This is a genomic window from Gorillibacterium sp. CAU 1737 (genome assembly GCF_039888655.1).
Taxonomy (GTDB): domain Bacteria; phylum Bacillota; class Bacilli; order Paenibacillales; family NBRC-103111; genus Gorillibacterium.
The window spans coordinates 234,407-249,958 of record NZ_JBDQQO010000007.1; the positions used below are offsets into that span (position 1 = coordinate 234,407).

Annotated in this window: 12 protein-coding genes; 7 read left to right on the plus strand and 5 right to left on the minus strand. The window is 56.2% G+C overall.

The genetic code is table 11. From position 1 onward, the window contains the following. The first annotated feature begins 74 nt into the window (after positions 1-74). Positions 75-2,897: a leucine-rich repeat domain-containing protein gene (locus AAFN83_RS16200; RefSeq protein ID WP_347771171.1), complete on the plus strand. Its 2,823-nt coding sequence runs from the start codon at positions 75-77 to the stop codon at positions 2,895-2,897. A 154-nt stretch (positions 2,898-3,051) separates the two neighbouring features. Here the strand turns inward: AAFN83_RS16200 and AAFN83_RS16205 are convergent, their stop codons facing one another. Beyond that, a complete protein-coding gene (locus tag AAFN83_RS16205) occupies positions 3,052-4,812 on the minus strand; it encodes an alpha-glycosidase (protein WP_347771173.1) in 1,761 nt (586 codons plus the stop codon). 170 nt (positions 4,813-4,982) lie between these two features. On the opposite strand from AAFN83_RS16205, the gene AAFN83_RS16210 reads away from it, so the two are divergent. Together AAFN83_RS16210 and AAFN83_RS16215 are read left to right on the plus strand one after the other, a co-directional pair. Next, on the plus strand, positions 4,983-5,723 hold the full coding sequence (locus AAFN83_RS16210; RefSeq protein ID WP_347771175.1) for an SAM-dependent methyltransferase: 741 nt from the start codon (positions 4,983-4,985) through the stop codon (positions 5,721-5,723). 1 nt (position 5,724) lies between these two features. Then, positions 5,725-6,720 carry an MBL fold metallo-hydrolase gene (locus AAFN83_RS16215; protein WP_347771177.1) on the plus strand — a complete coding sequence of 332 codons (996 nt, stop codon included), beginning with the start codon at positions 5,725-5,727 and terminating at the stop codon, positions 6,718-6,720. Between the two features lie 92 nt (positions 6,721-6,812). On the opposite strand, the gene AAFN83_RS16220 is transcribed toward AAFN83_RS16215, so the two are convergent. Further along, the gene (locus AAFN83_RS16220; protein WP_347771255.1) at positions 6,813-7,394 is read right to left on the minus strand and encodes a phosphatidylglycerophosphatase A family protein; all 582 of its coding nucleotides are present in this window, start codon (positions 7,392-7,394) and stop codon (positions 6,813-6,815) included. A gap of 197 nt (positions 7,395-7,591) precedes the next feature. Here AAFN83_RS16220 and AAFN83_RS16225 point away from each other — a divergent pair, with 197 nt between their 5' ends. The 3 genes from AAFN83_RS16225 (at position 7,592) to rdgB (ending at position 10,234) form a co-directional block, all read left to right on the plus strand. Next, entirely contained in the window at positions 7,592-8,653 is a 1,062-nt protein-coding gene (locus tag AAFN83_RS16225) for a GerMN domain-containing protein (RefSeq protein ID WP_347771179.1), read from the plus strand. A 136-nt stretch (positions 8,654-8,789) separates the two neighbouring features. After that, positions 8,790-9,533 (plus strand): ribonuclease PH, encoded by a 744-nt coding sequence (gene rph, locus AAFN83_RS16230; RefSeq protein ID WP_347771181.1) that lies wholly within the window; start codon positions 8,790-8,792, stop codon positions 9,531-9,533. Between the two features lie 11 nt (positions 9,534-9,544). After that, entirely contained in the window at positions 9,545-10,234 is a 690-nt protein-coding gene (gene rdgB / locus AAFN83_RS16235) for an RdgB/HAM1 family non-canonical purine NTP pyrophosphatase (RefSeq protein ID WP_347771183.1), read from the plus strand. A 123-nt stretch (positions 10,235-10,357) separates the two neighbouring features. Here the strand turns inward: rdgB and asnB are convergent, their stop codons facing one another. Both asnB and AAFN83_RS16245 read right to left on the minus strand, forming a co-directional pair. Continuing rightward, complete coding sequence (gene asnB / locus AAFN83_RS16240) at positions 10,358-12,202, minus strand: asparagine synthase (glutamine-hydrolyzing) (protein WP_347771185.1); 1,845 nt, start codon at positions 12,200-12,202, stop codon at positions 10,358-10,360. 174 nt (positions 12,203-12,376) lie between these two features. Next, a complete protein-coding gene (locus AAFN83_RS16245; protein ID WP_347771187.1) occupies positions 12,377-12,598 on the minus strand; it encodes a hypothetical protein in 222 nt (73 codons plus the stop codon). Between the two features lie 163 nt (positions 12,599-12,761). Here AAFN83_RS16245 and AAFN83_RS16250 point away from each other — a divergent pair, with 163 nt between their 5' ends. Beyond that, positions 12,762-13,520 (plus strand): DsbA family protein, encoded by a 759-nt coding sequence (locus AAFN83_RS16250; RefSeq protein ID WP_347771189.1) that lies wholly within the window; start codon positions 12,762-12,764, stop codon positions 13,518-13,520. 95 nt (positions 13,521-13,615) lie between these two features. Here the strand turns inward: AAFN83_RS16250 and AAFN83_RS16255 are convergent, their stop codons facing one another. Next, complete coding sequence (locus AAFN83_RS16255; protein WP_347771191.1) at positions 13,616-15,220, minus strand: M4 family metallopeptidase; 1,605 nt, start codon at positions 15,218-15,220, stop codon at positions 13,616-13,618. Positions 15,221-15,552 lie beyond the last annotated feature (332 nt).

The following is a 15,552-nucleotide window of genomic DNA, read 5'->3' on the forward strand; positions in this document are numbered from 1 at the left end:
GACAAACTTTTAAACTTTCCGCTTACCCCATATTTTGCTAGTATTGATAATACTACGAACTCAAGGAGAAGATTATGCGCCGTCGTCCTTTTTTGTCGATTACACGATATTTATCCATTCTGATTATTGCCGCTATGCTGGGGCAGCTCCTGCCTTCAAGCCGGGTTTACGCAGAAGGGGTAACCTTCGGAGATTCCCTCGTGGAGCAGTCGGTACGCCTTAATCTCGCAATAGAGGATGGTCCGATTACCGAGGCCGATCTTCGCGAGTTGGACTATCTGGTAATTCCCACCACCGACCACAAGGTAAAGTCGCTGAAGGGGCTGGAGGGAGCGGTGAATCTTCAGTCCTTCGATATGAACAATGGCGAGGTTTCGGATTTGACCCCCCTTTCCGGTATGAAGAAACTAAGCTCTCTCTACCTGCGGAACAATAAGATAACGAATGTGGCTCCGCTGGCTGGGCTAACGAAACTAAAGCGGCTTGATCTCTATGATAATCAAGTGAAGGATATCACCCCGCTGCGAGGGCTCGTGAAGCTGGAGAGCCTTTCGCTCCACCTGAACCAGGTTTCGGATTTGTCCCCGCTGGCTTCGTTTCCTGAATTGAAGGGGCTGGAGCTGTACGGCAATCCCTACAAGACGATTGCTCCTCTCAGCGGATTGACCAAGCTGGAGACGCTGCACCTCGGAGGAAGCGAGATCAAGGATTTGTCCCCGCTGTCCTCGCTGACGGAGCTCAAGAAGCTGAACATGTACGGCAGCAAGATCAAGGATCTGTCTCCGCTCGCCAGCCTAAGCAAGCTCGAAATTCTGGCAGCCAGGGGGAACCTCATCCAAAGCATAGAGCCCTTGCGTTCCCTTACGTCGCTGAAAGATGTCAACCTGGAGGACAACGAAATTCGAGACCTGTCGCCTATCGCGGATCTTCCGCAGCTGGAGAGGGTCGCGGCGAGCAACAACTTCCTGGATTTAAACGCCAAGGAAACGAAAGCGGTTCTCGAAACCCTGCGCAAACGGGGGATTGACGTCTCAGAGATAACCTCCAAGCAAAAGGAGGACATGACGAATCCGGTTAACCAGCACGCTCTCCGAATGGACTGGTCCTCCCTGGAGCAGCTGTATCAGGGCTACAGCCATACAGTTGCCTATGGAAACGGCATCTACGTCATGCCGGTCACCGGCGGGTATGTGAAGACTTCGAAGGACGGTCTCAATTGGAAGCAGACTTTCACGGGAAGCAACGATTCGTTCATCACGATCATCTGGGGGAAGAACACGTTCATGGGCTTCCGGGACGAAGGGCGTTCCACCAGCGTGTGGACCTCCAAGGACGGAGTCAACTGGACGAAAAATGCGAAGGATATTCCGGCTCGCTCCCTTCGAAGCGCCGTTTGGAACGGGAAGCGGTATGTCATGACCGGCGGGAATATGTCCGAAGGCATCATCGTCAGCTCCGAAGACGGATTGACCTGGACCAAGCGCAAATCGAATGTAGACATGGACCTGAAGGCGGTTGCCTGGGGAAATGGCACGTTCGTGGCTCAAGCCTTCGAGGGAGGGGTCGTCGCGGTATCCAAGGACGGCATCACCTGGAAAAAGGTGAAGACCAACCAGCCCAATTATGAGGAAATGTGGTCAATGGCCTTTGGCGGCGGACAATTCGTAGCCGTAGGGGACGTAACCATCATGACCTCGAAGGATGGGATAAAATGGACCTTTGTCCGCAGTGATACGTTCTGGACCGACATCTATTGGGCGAAGGACCGCTTCTACGCTTACGGCTTTGTATACATCAATTATGCTACCGATGAAACGAAGCAGATCAACTGGACCTCCAAGGACGGAAAAGCCTGGAGCTCGGCTGGATTTCTGAATTCACCCGAACAGTTCCCGTACGTTACCCTGCATAACGGCAAACAGTATGTCACGGTGACTTCGATGGGCACTCAAGCTTCTACAGACGGAAAGGCCTGGAAGCAAACGTTGAAATACCCCTTCCAGATGCCCAGCACCCTGTCGGACAGTGCGGTCGGAAACGGGAAGCTGGTTCTAGTGGGAGGGTACCGCGATACGCTTGGCTTCGTGAATGCCAGCAATCAGGGATCGGTTCAACTGAATGCTTCCGGGAAATGGTCATCTTCCATTGTGAAAAAGACGTTCCCCCTTAACAATGTCATTTGGACGGGGAAGGACTTCTTCGCTGTCGGGGATTTGGGCAAGATGATGACGTCATCAGACGGATTGAACTGGACCACGCTGGTCTCTCCGACCAAATCCAATTTATCGAAGGTGCTGCTCACGAGCAATGGTACCTATTACGTAACCGGGTCGGGGGGCTTGATCATGACCTCCAAGGATCGTAAAAAGTGGACCGTGCTTAAAACAGGGGTAACGAAGGCGATCAATTCCATCGAAACGAACGGTAAAACGTTCGTTGCAGTCGGAGCCAGGGGGCTTATCCTCACCTCAGACGACGGAGTAAAATGGACCCAGGTTAAAGCCGTGCATGACGGAACTAATCTTGATGTGGTATGGGGGAACGGAAAATTCGTCATCTCCACCTCCAGCCTCTATATCAACGTGGACTATTCGGTTGCTCTCTCCTCGACGGACGGAAAGAAGTGGACGCGGTCTGAGTTCATCGACGGATATGGATATCGCGGAGAAGGCGCCGCTCAGTATGGGATATCCTTTATCGACAATATGTTTGTGGCGGTCGGAAGTGAAGGCTCCATCTTCCTTTCCGATGATGCCGAGCACTGGACGAAGCAAGCAGTGCTAACGAATGAGAGATGGCTTTATGCAGCGGAATACCAAGGCAAGATCTACGTCTTCGGGGATGCGGGCAAAATCATTGTGGGCGATCTGAAGTCTCTTCGCCGCAGTGCAGAGTAAGGGGGAAACCACCAGGCTTTGAACTCGATCTAGCTTTGGAGATCATACTAGCAAATGGAACATCAACAAGCAGTCCGTCTTCCGATAGGAAGCGGACTGCTTTCTTTTGAAGCATTCACTGCGTAAGCGTGACACATAGATCACTGCGACAAACTCAACGCTTGTCGTTCGCCAAGCTCCTGCGAAGGATTCGGAAGCCCAGCGGGTCAAGCGGGATGGACAGCTTGCCTTGGTTCGGCTTCACCGGCTCTCCTGAGAGAGCATCCACCCAATCATCGGTTTCAATCGGATGTTCCATGGTGGTGGGACCGATTGTGTTGTTCATCCAGATGAGGAAGTGGCTGTCCTCATCGATGCGTTCATAGATAATCCTCATGTCATTGGGATCTGCCTTCAGGAAGCGGAAACGGCCGTCCCGAAGCACGTCGTTCTTCTTGCGCAGGTTGATCATGAGCTTGTAGAAGTCGTACAGCTCGTTGTCCTGCTTCTTGGGGTCCCATTCCATGCAAGCGCGGCAGGCCGGATCGTTGCCGCCCTTGAGACCGACCTCATCCCCATAGAAGATACAAGGCGTACCTATGTACGTCATAAGAAACACGATGGCGAGCTTCAGCTTGCGCTTATCCTCGTTGCAGATAGTGAGCGCCCTTGCCGTGTCATGGCTGCACAGCAGGTTGAAGATGACCTCATTCGCCTGCTGCGGATAGCGCATGAGCAGGCAGCCCATGTTGTTGGCGAAGGTGAACCCGTCTACTTGACCCGATACGAAGAATTCCAGCACCCGGTTGGAAAAGGGGTAGTTCATCACCGAATCAAATTGGTCGCCAAGCAGCCAGATGATCGAGTCGTTCCACACTTCTCCGATGATGTAGGCTTCCGGATTGGCTTCCTTGACCACGCGGCGGAAGGTGCGCCAGAAGTGATGGTCGATCTCGTTGGCGACGTCCAGACGCCAGCCGTCCAGCTTGACCTCCTCGATCCAGAAGCGGGCGACATCGAGCAAGTATTCCTTGACCTCCAGGTTCGCCGTGTTGAATTTGGGCATGTTGCCATAGAAGCCGAAGGTGTCATAGGACGGGATGCCGTCCTTGACGGCGATCGGGAACTCCCGAACGTGGAACCAGTCCGCGTACTTGGAGTCCTTTCCTTTTTCCCGAACATCGCGGAAGGCGAAGAAGTTTTCACTGCAATGGTTGAATACCGCGTCCAGCACGACCCGAATGCCTCGTTTGTGGCACTCGTCCACCAGCTTTTTCAAAAGCTCCGTATCGCCGAATTGCGGGTCGATCTTCTTATAATCGACGGTATCATATTTGTGATTGGAGGGTGCTTCGAAGAGAGGGGTGAAGTAGATGGCGTTGATGCCGAGATCGCACAGGTAATCCAACTTGTCGAGCACACCCTGCAGGTCGCCCCCCATATGGTTCCCGAAGTCGGGTGCGGTTCCCCACGGCTGAACATGCTCGGGATCGTTCGACGGATCTCCGTTGCAGAAGCGGTCCGGGAAGATCTGATAGAAGATGGCGTCCTTGGCCCAGGCAGGAGGAGTAAAGACGTCGATCTCATGAATGTAGGAATACTCGTAGTACCCTCCGGGGGGAGTAGGCTCATGATGGGTGATCCCCGTTTCGATGACCCAGACGGTCTCGTTTCCAGCGGTGATCTTGAACCCGTAGTTCATCCGTCTGTAAGTGGGGCGAAAGCGCCCTTCCCAATAGTCGAAGAGGGCGTCGGATGCTGTTTTTTCCATCGGCTTGGTGGACACCGTCTTGTCCCAGGCGTACTTGTCCCCGGTAATGGCGTATACCTGATCCACGTCATCCCGCTTCGTCCGAAACCTCAGGTGAATGGTGCGCGGATCGTAGGCATAAGCCCAGTTGTTCTTCGTGCCGTGATAAAAGGCTTCCAAATGCATAGGGAAATCATCTCCTCGGACAAATGTGTGGATGGGATCGTGCTCATTCTTTACCCGCAACCACAAGGGTCAGAATCAGGCGGACGGTTTGCGCTCTGCGAGGGACGAACGTACAATAGGGACAAGAGGAAAGCGGCGTTAGTTGTCAGGATATGGGGAGGATATGAAGGATGACGGAAGCATGGTATGAAAAAAGCTTCGGGCAGGACTACCTGCTCGTCTACAAGCATCGCGACATGCAAGGAGCTCAGGCGGAAGCCAAGCAGATGGCCGGGTGGCTCGATCTGGCGCCAGGAGCGGAAGTGTTCGATCTGTGCTGCGGCATGGGCCGCCACTCGCTGGCTCTGGCAGAGGAAGGTTACCGAATGACGGGCATGGACCTGTCGGATGTCCTGCTTGCCGAGGCTAGAAGGCTTGATGACCATAAGCAAGTGGAATGGGTGAAGGGCGACATGCGCCGCGTTCCGCTCACCGGACCTTATGATGCCGTAGTCAACCTGTTTACCTCATTTGGGTATTTCGAGACGGATGAGGAGAACGGGGCGGTGCTGGCTGAGATCGGACGGCTGCTTCGTCCGGGCGGACGCTTTTTGCTGGATTTCATGAACGCTCGCTACGTGGAGCACCATCTCGTTCCGTCTTCGGAACGGCAGGATGGGGCGGTGACGATTCGCGAAAGCCGCTCCATCGAGAACGGCTTCGTCTTCAAGCGAATTGTGCTGGTCGAGTCCGGCAAGCCTGATCGTCACTACCTGGAGCGCGTTCGTCTGTATGAACTGGATGACTTCAAACGGCTGCTTGCCGGGACGGGCCTCGTCTTGGACCAGGTTTACGGCGACTACGAGAGCGGAGCGTATTCCGAGGAAGAGTCGAAGCGGCTGATCCTCGTCGGGACCCGGGAGGGCGCCTGACATGGCGGCAGCAAGAGCGCTCTATGACCACCCTGCGGAAGGAATCATTCGGGTTCGTGTCCCCCTGCCGTTTCCTCTGCGCTGGGTAAATGCCTATGTGCTGCCCGAACCGGACGGCCGCCGTTGGACGTTGATCGATCCGGGGCTTCACACCCCGGAATCCGTCTCCCTCTGGGAGCAGGTGCTGGAGGAGCTTGGGCTGCGCATGGGTGACCTCATCCAAGTCGTGCTCACGCATCATCATCCCGATCACTACGGGCTCGCCGGCTGGTTTCAAGAGCGAAGCGGAGCTCCTGTACGCCTTTCTCCCGAAGGGCAAGCACAGGCGGAACGCCTCTGGGGAGAGGGGACACCGCTCACGGAGGAGACACTCCGCTTCTTCGAGCAGCATGGGCTGGAAGCGGAGATGCTGCCCGCGCTGCGTGAGCATCTGGACAGCTTCGTGTCCCAGGTTTCTCCACAGCCGGTGATCACCGGGCTTCGCACGGACGACACGCTCGTGATGGGCGGGCGGATGTGGAGCCTCTACGCCACTCCGGGCCATGCCCTGGGGCATCTCATCTTCCATCAGGCTGAGGAGGAGTTGCTGCTCGCTGGGGATCATGTGCTGCCGCGCATCTCGCCTAACGTCAGCTACCTGCCCGGGACAGACCCCAACCCGCTGGCCTCCTACTTGCGAAGCTTGAAGGAGGTGGCGAGCCTTCCCGCGCGCTTGGTGCTTCCCGGTCATCGCGACCCGTTCGCGACCCTCGCAGAACGCTGCAAGGAGCTGGAGGAGCATCACCGCGAACGGCTCAGCCGGATGGAGGAACGGCTCGATGATCCGATGTCGGCCTACGCGCTTAGCGAGGCCATCTTCGGGCGCGAGCTTACCGTTCATACGATGCGCTTTGCCGTCTCGGAGACGGTTGCGCATCTCATCCTCCTGGAAGCGGAAGGCCGCGTCAGCCGGCAAGAACGGGAAGGACGGTTCTACTACCAGCGCACCCGCAGATGATCCACTTGAGTGCGGCACGCATCTGCAGCAAAAGCCCGGAAGTCCACCGGGCTTTTTTGTCGTTGTCGTAGCTTCGAAGGGGCTCCATCGGGTCAATCCGCAGGGACGGCTCCCACAGGCGTCGGCTGCTCTCCGCGCTCCTGCTGCTCGGCGTGAGCCTGCTGGCGATGAGCGATATAGCTGCATGCGGAAGCCGCAATGGCCCCGACCAGGTCGTCGAGGAACGTGTGGCAGGCCACATCATGCCGATCATTCAACCGTTCGAGAATGCCGGGCTTCGTCTTGTCCAGGTAGCCGTAGTTGGTGAAGCCGATGCTGCCGTACACGTTGACGATGGACAGCGCCAGCACCTCGTCGCAGCCGAACAGCTTCTCATCGTTTTCGACCAGCTCCTGCAGGGGGGAGTCGAGTGCACCCTTCTCCGCCAGTCGATCCAATTGAATGCCAACCAGAAGGGCGTTGTGCACCTCTCGCTTGGACAGCACCCGGTTCACGGCCGCTTCGCACTCCTCCACGGTCAACTGAGGGTAGTATTCCTTTTGCGCGTTGTAGACGAGAGTCGAGATTTCAGGAAGCTCGACTCCTCGTTCCTTAAGCCAGCCGCGGGCGGCTGCTTCGACCTTGCTGCTGTTCAGGTTGTACTTGATCGCCACAGATTGCTCCTCCTTGTCGATAGGCCCGGCATGAGTTCTCTCCTCATTGTGAGCCAATTGCGGTTATAAAATGCGCAGGGGCTCGTATACATAGAAGAGAACCAGAGAGCCCCCACAAAGGGAAGCGAACGCTGACGAAGCGGATGCCGATTCCTTTGGGGGGTCCCCGAAAATCAACGGGTCAAGCCCACCGCCGAATTCAAAGGAGGAACCCTGTCATGAATGTCGCCAACCCCGCCCGTGTCTTGTCCGCTGCCTTGGCGATCGGTCTCATTGCGAGCGGCTGCTCGCTCCGATCCCAGGAATCCCAAGCCATTGATCCGCCGCCGAACGAAGCCGCGGTGATGATGAATCAGACGGAGCCTCCTGCCCAGGCGGGACAAGCTTCCGCTCAGACTTCTGCCCTTGCGGGAGCGAGCGCTGAACTGTTTGTGAGGGATGCCGCAGGCTATGTGGTCCCCCTTAGTGTCCCTTTGGCAGAGGAGAGCAACCGTCCGCTTGCTGCACTTGAAGCCCTGGTGGACGGCGGACCCGGCACCAAGCTCCTGCCGACCGGCTTCCGCAACCTGCTTCCGAAGGGAACGCAGGTCCTGAGCCTTTCGGTTGACAAGGACAAAACCGCCACAGTGAACCTCTCGGCTGCTTTTACCCATTACAACGCGCCGGATGAGCGCAAGCTTCTCGAAGCGCTAACCTGGACCTTGACGGGCTTTCCCGAGATCTCGCGTGTGAAGCTGCTCGTGGAGGGACAGCCCATGCCGGAGATGCCGGAGCAGGCCACCCCGCTCGACCAGCCGCTTGACCGGAGCATGGGCATCAACCTGGAGATCGCACCAGGGGTAAATCCCGGCCATTCGAATGCGGTGGTGCTCTACTTCACGAATCGCACCGATGGTCAATTCGCTTATTACGTCCCGGTGACGCGGCTGATCAGCCGGACGAATGATATCGCCAAGGCGACGCTCACGGAGCTGGTGAAAGGACCGGATGCCGCAAGCGGACTCCTGACGGCACTCTCCGCTGAGACCAAGGTGCTCGGGGTGAACGAAGCCGAGGACGAGAGCTTGATTCAAGCGGATCTGGGCAGCGCCTTCCTCGATCGGGATCAAAAGGCGTCGCCGGAGGCCATTCAGGCGGTGGTGCTGTCGCTGACCGAGAACACGAAGGCGAAGCAGGTGCAGCTCTCCGTAAATGGAAAGCCAGCGGTTAACGCTGCGGACAACAAGGCGTACAGCGAACCGGTTGATCGTCCGGAGGCGATTAATCCGTATAAGAGTTGAGCAGGCTAGAGTAGGATCAGGGAGGAGAAGCGCGAGTTCCCGGACGGGGGTGCTTTTCCTCCCTTGCTTTGGTAAAATAGCGAGTGGAGCGCGGCATGGACCAATACGGCGCGCCAGTGAAGATGGAGGATCTAGCATGAGACATGATGGAAGACAGCACGACCAAGTACGCCCGATTACCCTGACTCCGAACGTGAACAAGCACGCGGAGGGCTCGGTGCTCATCGAGGTGGGCGACACGAAGGTGATCTGCACAGCGACAGTGGAGGAACGGGTTCCCCCCTTCATGAAGGGACAAGGAAAGGGCTGGGTGACGGCGGAGTACTCCATGCTTCCCCGCGCGACCCAAACCCGCAATCAGCGGGAGGCGGCTAAGGGCAAGCTGGGCGGCCGCACCATGGAGATTCAACGGCTGATCGGCCGGGCGCTTCGCTCGGTGGTGGACCTGGAGAAGCTGGGCGAGCGGACGATCACCCTCGATTGCGACGTCATTCAAGCCGACGGCGGCACACGAACAACCTCCATAACCGGAGCCTTCGTGGCCATGGTCCAGGCTATTCATAAATTGCATGTAACCAAGCCATTTGCCGTCTTTCCTGTGACGGATTTTCTCGCATCCGTCAGCGTGGGCATCGTGGGCAACGTTCCCTTGCTCGACCTGAACTACGAGGAAGATTCCAAAGCCAAGGTCGACATGAATGTCGTCATGACGGGGGCAGGCAAATTTGTAGAGGTGCAGGGCACCGGTGAAGAGGCTCCGTTTAGCCGCGATGAGCTGAATGAGCTGCTGAGGCTTGCCGAGGAAGGCATTCATTCGGTAATCAAGCTGCAAAAGGAAGCGCTCGGACCTCTCGCATCAGCTGTCGGAACGGGCCGATGAGGAGCGACAGCATGGGGTTCGGGGAAGGAAACGAGGAACGAGCCGGTGATTCCAGCAACCGAGTGATCGTGGTGGCGACGCGCAACAAGGGCAAGATCGGCGAATTCGCCGCCATGTTCGGCGAGCTTGGATTTACCGTGCGCAGTCTGCTGGATTATGCCGAGGCGATCGACGTGGTTGAGGACCAGGACACCTTCCTCGGCAATGCACTCAAGAAGGCGAAGGAGACAGCGGAACGATTGCAGGTTCCGGTGCTGGCGGACGACTCCGGTCTGGAAGTGGACGCGCTTGCCGGTGCCCCCGGGGTCTATTCGGCTCGCTACGCAGGAGAACCGACCGATGATGCAGCGAACAATGACAAGCTGCTCCGAGAGTTAGCCCGGCAGGGGACGCCAGAGCGGCTTGCAGCGGGAGCCGCAAGCGAGGAAGCGGTCTTCGTCTACAGCGCGGCGCGGTTCGTTTCCGTGCTAGTCCTGTACAATCCGGCCGATGGATCTTGGCTGCATGCCGAGGGGACATGCCGCGGCTACATCCTGTCCGAACGGCGGGGGGAAGGCGGCTTCGGCTACGATCCGCTGTTCTACCTGCCGGAGTTCGGCAAGACGCTCGCCGAGATGACGATGGCCGACAAGAACAAGGTCAGCCATCGCGGCCATGCGCTCGGCACTCTAAGGGAGAAGCTGGCGGCAGAGAATGGATGAGACAGTTGCACCTCAGGCTCATCCGGTATAACAAAAGAAGAGGCTGTGTCTTCCCTACTCGGGGAGAACAGCCTCTTTTGGTTATCCCATACGGCTATTTTGATAGGCAAGCATCGAATGGCGCTAGACAATCCGAACCTTATAAGTGCGGAGCCACGTATCCAACTGGCCGAGGTAAGCGAAGAGTTGGGGGCCGCTCATCAATTGGCCAAACCAGGGAATGTTGATTGCGGTATGATCAGCCTCAGCAAGCGAACGGACATGCTTACCGTCGATGAGGGCAAGAAGCGGGGAGGTGGAATCGTCCAGTATTTCGAGCACCCAAGCTTTCACGGCTGCGGTGTATGACGGGTTGTGCGTCTTCGGGTAGGGACTCTTCTTGCGGTACAGGACATCGTCTGGCAGAACACCGGTGAGGGCTTTGCGCAGGATGCCCTTTTCGCGATCGCCTGCGGTCTTAATCTCCCAGGGGATATTGAACACGTAATCGACAAGGCGATGGTCGCAATACGGGACGCGCACTTCCAGCCCTGCCGCCATGCTCATTCGGTCCTTGCGGTCCAGCAGCGTGGGCATAAACCGCGTTATGTTCAGGTAAGACATCTCCCGCATCCGCGTCTGCCGCTCGTTCTCCCCGAAGAGTCTGGGGACTTCGTCGATGGCCTGCCGATAGCGGTTCAGCACATACTCACGCGGATTGAGATCAACAGCTAGCTCCGGGCTTAGCACGGCTACGCGTGTGTCCATCTGCAGCGACCAAGGGAAGGTTCCGGCATTCAGTGCCTCTTCCCGGTGAAACCACGGGTAGCCTCCAAAGATCTCGTCCGCTGCTTCCCCGGATACGGCCACGGTGGCATGCTTCTTGATCTCGTGACAGAACAGCAGGAGGGAAGCGTCTACATCCGCCATTCCCGGCAGATCGCGCGCGAGCACCGCTGCTTTGAGCGCCTCAATCAACTCGGGAGTGTCGAACTCTACGTTATGATGAGCCGTGCCCAGATGCCCGCTGATCCTCTTGATCCACGGAGCATCCGGGTTCGGCTGGAATGCGCTGGCTTGAAAGTGCTTGTCATTGTCCACGTAGTCCACCGAGAAGGTCGGAACAATCCCTTGCCCGGTGCTTGCATAGTAGCGGACGGCGAGCGAGGTAAGGGCGCTTGAGTCGAGCCCGCCGGACAACAGGGTGCAGACGGGCACGTCGGAGAGCAGCTGCCGCTCCAAAGTATCCTTTAGCAGCTCGCCGATTCGTGCGGCAGTGGCCTCGACATCGTCTTCATGCGGGCGACTTTCCAGCTTCCAATAGGCAGACAGCCGAACACCGTTGCGGTTGACCGTCATGCAGTGCCCCGGCTTGAGTTCTTTCATTCCCCGATATACCCCATGGCCGGGAGTACGAGCGGGGCCGATGGCGAATACCTCCGCCAGTCCCTCTCGGTCCACCTCCGCCGGGAAATCCGGGTGGGCGAGGATCGCCTTCGGCTCTGAGCCGAACAGGAACGAGTCTCCCCGGTCCGCATAGAAGAGCGGCTTCACCCCGAGTCGATCCCGGACCAGGAACAGCTCCTCCTCCGTCTCATCCCAGATGGCAAAGGCAAAGATGCCATTGAGGCGATCTACGCAGGCTTTTCCCCATTCCACGAACGAGAGGAGCAGCACTTCGGTATCGCAAGTGGTTCGGAAGCGATGGCCTCTCGCCTCCAGCTCTTTCTTGAGCTCCGGTGCATTGTATAGTTCTCCATTGTAGACGACGATTACATCTCGCTCGCCTTTCGCCCGAATCATTGGCTGTGCGCCGTTTTCGGGGTCCATGACGCTTAAGCGCCGATGGCCGAATGCACAGCGAGGGCTGAGCCATATCCCGTCCGCATCCGGTCCCCGCGGGGCCAGTGTCTCCGTCATGGCAACAATCACCTCGGGAACCCCCGTTAAATCACGCTGCCAGTCCACCCATCCTGTGATACCGCACATGAGCTTCCTTCCTTTCCTCGAAGCGAGATAGCTGCAAACAGCTGTAAACCACCGGATTCGCGCCCGCGGCGGTTCTGCTCTCTCAAGGTATGCGGATCTTTTGCCCGGGTTGTCTGTCCCATAACGAAAAAAAGACCGTCCGAGGACGGTCTTGACTCTCTGAATAGCAGCATGTTAGGAAAAAGCCGTTTCCATCCTATGAAATTCGCAATCCTGGCGAGAATAGGTTACCCCGTTTACGCGTACGGATTGCGGATCGAATCGCTCCACCTTCCCTGGATAGACGAGGGTGACCTGGTTGCGTCGTTGAAGGACAAGAACCTTCCATTCCAGGAGAGCAGCGGCAAACAGCTCGGAATCCGTCTCGAGCAGATGCGGAGCAGAATGCATAGCCATGAACGGTACCTCCTAAATCAAACCCTATGATTACCCCATTCTAGCGGATTTGAAACGAAAAGAGAATGGGTTTTCTGAATTATCCAACCTCTTGATTTCGCTTGGCGGCTTGTTTCAATCATGGTATGATCACATGGTAAGGAATTGGAAGGGGAGTGACCGGGTGGCCCGGAAGCAAACGCGCAGCAGCGCAAATGGAAAATGGTTCATCCCGCTTTTTCTCGGAGGATTGGTTGTTCTCCTTGGCGCACTGGTCTTTATGAACCGCTACATGGATAAGCAGGATAAGGAAGCGCAGGATACCTTGCTGCAGGACATGCCTAACTGGACGCAAATCCGTGGGGACATCGATGTCTCGAAGGGCATTCAGTATGACAAGCAGCCGTCACTCGGCAGCCCGGATGCCAAGATTAAGGTCGTCGAGGTGGCGGATTTTAAATGCCCGGCCTGCCGCAATTGGACGCTCGGCGATATGAAGGTGTTTAAGGAAAAGTATATCGACACGGGAAAAGTGCAATTTTTCTTTATGAACTACCCGTTTATTGACCGTGACTCGATTCTGGCGGCCGGTGCCGGTGAAGCGATCTATCAGCAAAGCAATGACGCTTTCTGGCAATACGTAGAGAAGCTGTACGAAAAGCAAGGAGACGAAGCGACGATTTGGGCCACGCGTGAATTCTTGACAGATTTCGTAAAGACCAACATCACCGGCATTGATTATGACAAATTCGCAGAGGCCTTCCAGGACGATTCTTACCTGCTCGACGTCAAACTGGACTTTAAAACAGCCGGCAGCCTCGGCGTGAACGGAACCCCGCAATTTTTTGTGAATGACATTCACATGGCGCCCGCCAAGGCAGGGGAAACGAAGACGACCCTGGAGCGACTATCCGAAGCGGTAGAGGCCGAACTCGCCAAATAACGAGTAGATCCCCCTGAGCGAAAAAAGAGCTGATGCCGGTTGATCCCGACATCAGCTCTTTCTTGACTTGCTAGATGGTTGCCCCCGATTCCTTCTTAGTTGACGCCTACAGCCGTATAAGCATTCTTCACGGCGGTGACTTGAGCCGAGCTTGCTCCGTACAGCTCGGTTGCGGACTGGATCACAGCAGCGCGAGCTGCGGAGAAGTTGGATGAGGTGCTCAGGTAGTTCACCAGCGCGTTGTAGTAGATTTTGACGGCGGCCGCCCGACCGATTCCCGTGACGGTAACACCCTTGAAGGTTCCGCCTTGAGCGACCAGGTAGAAGGCTTTGTTGTTGATACCGCTGTTCGTATGAACGCCTCCGTTATCACTGCTACCCGTATAGCGATTGGAATAGTGATCCGGTTGACCGTACAGGGTCGGGTTGGCCAAGGAACGCAGAGCATCTCCCGCAATGTTCGGGGTGTAGATGTCATCCCCAATCAGCCAGCCGTCATTTTCGATCGAGTTGCCGATGATATCCGAGAACGATTCGTTTAACGCTCCGGGTTGCCCGTAGTATTCCAGGTTGGACGTGTATTCGGTTACCCCGTGCGTAATCTCATGGCCGACGACATCCAGATCGCCGGAAAGCGGGATGAAGGTCGAGCCGTCCCCGTCCCCGTAGACCATTTGCGTTCCGTTCCAGAACGCATTGTTGTAGGAAGAGGAGTAGTGGACCGTCGAGCGAATGAGTAGCCCTTTTCCGTCAATGCTGTTTCGTCCGAATTGCGAGAGATAATAGTCATAGACTCGCTCGGCGTACGTATGGGCATCCACACCCGCCCGATCGGTCCAGACATTGTTCGTACTCGTCAAGAGAGTGCCCGGCAACGACGTTTTGTTCTTGGCGGTGTAAGTGTAGATCCCCTTGCCGCGTGTGCTGTCATACAGTTGATAGGTTGAGCCCGACAGAGTGGTTTGGAACGTCTTCGTGTCACCGAGTACCCCGGTGCCTGTTCCGGTTGCATGCTGGAGGATGTTATACTTGAACAGCACGCTTCCATCCTCAGCTGAGATGAAGTAGCGAATCCGCAGAGCCTCCGGCTCCAGAACGTTTACTTCGGTCTTGTAGGCCAGCTTGGGTTGGCCGTCCACGAGGAAGTAGAACAGATCGGCTTTCGGCGTGACTTCTGCTTCTCCCAAAGGACCATATACGGCAGCCGCATCCTTCTCAGCGGCCAGGATGGCATCCTTGTCAGACAGGAGGGCGGCAGCAGCCGAGTTCAGGGAAATCTTCTGAACGGCGTCCGGAATTACGCTTCCGATCAGAGCGGTTACCGTGCCGTTTTTATCCACATGCAGCGTTTGATCGGCTCCATAAACGGGAATGCCCGAAATCGTTTGGCTCAGCCGATAGTGAGTGGTGCCCGTTTCCGAGTTTGTTTCTTGAGCCGTAATTCGGAAATAACTGCGAATGTCGTCTTTGGCCGTCAGATTGAATTTGTCCTTGATGCTGTCCAGGTAAGCCCAAACCAATCCCTCCGAGCTGATCCCTGCGGGCGCGGTGAAGGTATCGCCTGTGAGGGTAAGGATCGAAGAGGCGGAGAACAGGTCGCTTGGAGCGCCGTTGTTCTCAAGCTCAGCCGCTGTTCCCACCGAGGCGAGGGAACCGAATGCGAGAATGCCTGCAAGAAGGGTTGCCAATTTTTTTTGCATAAAAATACACTCCTCCAATCAGAATAATAGGATTTTAGGGTACACCTTTTGTAGGCATTCGCTTCTGTCGACACTGGCTGTCGTCTGGGCTGCAAAAACGAGGGGGACACAACAACGCGGCACAATCGATCAGGCCATTTGGAAGGGACATCCCCCCTTTCAAAAATTGGATATATGAGTATATAAACCTATTTTTTAGCAATTCTACAGCGATTCGATTTGATTGGGAAGGTGGATTTGGAAATATTTGTGATGAAAGCGGTATTAAGTTTGTCTAAATCGTGATCTCTATCAGCCTGTGACAAGTTCACCCTTTAGATCGAATGGGTAGA

What these genes read in the sequence shown, in the direction of transcription:
- AAFN83_RS16205 (WP_347771173.1), bottom strand. Translation starts at nt 4,812, where the DNA reads ATGCATTTGGAAGCCTTTTATCACGGCACGAAGAACAACTGGGCTTAT.
- AAFN83_RS16210 (WP_347771175.1), top strand. Translation starts at nt 4,983, where the DNA reads ATGACGGAAGCATGGTATGAAAAAAGCTTCGGGCAGGACTACCTGCTC.
- rdgB (WP_347771183.1), top strand. Translation starts at nt 9,545, where the DNA reads ATGGGGTTCGGGGAAGGAAACGAGGAACGAGCCGGTGATTCCAGCAAC.
- AAFN83_RS16215 (WP_347771177.1), top strand. Translation starts at nt 5,725, where the DNA reads ATGGCGGCAGCAAGAGCGCTCTATGACCACCCTGCGGAAGGAATCATT.
- asnB (WP_347771185.1), bottom strand. Translation starts at nt 12,202, where the DNA reads ATGTGCGGTATCACAGGATGGGTGGACTGGCAGCGTGATTTAACGGGG.
- rph (WP_347771181.1), top strand. Translation starts at nt 8,790, where the DNA reads ATGAGACATGATGGAAGACAGCACGACCAAGTACGCCCGATTACCCTG.
- AAFN83_RS16245 (WP_347771187.1), bottom strand. Translation starts at nt 12,598, where the DNA reads ATGGCTATGCATTCTGCTCCGCATCTGCTCGAGACGGATTCCGAGCTG.
- AAFN83_RS16200 (WP_347771171.1), top strand. Translation starts at nt 75, where the DNA reads ATGCGCCGTCGTCCTTTTTTGTCGATTACACGATATTTATCCATTCTG.
- AAFN83_RS16225 (WP_347771179.1), top strand. Translation starts at nt 7,592, where the DNA reads ATGAATGTCGCCAACCCCGCCCGTGTCTTGTCCGCTGCCTTGGCGATC.
- AAFN83_RS16255 (WP_347771191.1), bottom strand. Translation starts at nt 15,220, where the DNA reads ATGCAAAAAAAATTGGCAACCCTTCTTGCAGGCATTCTCGCATTCGGT.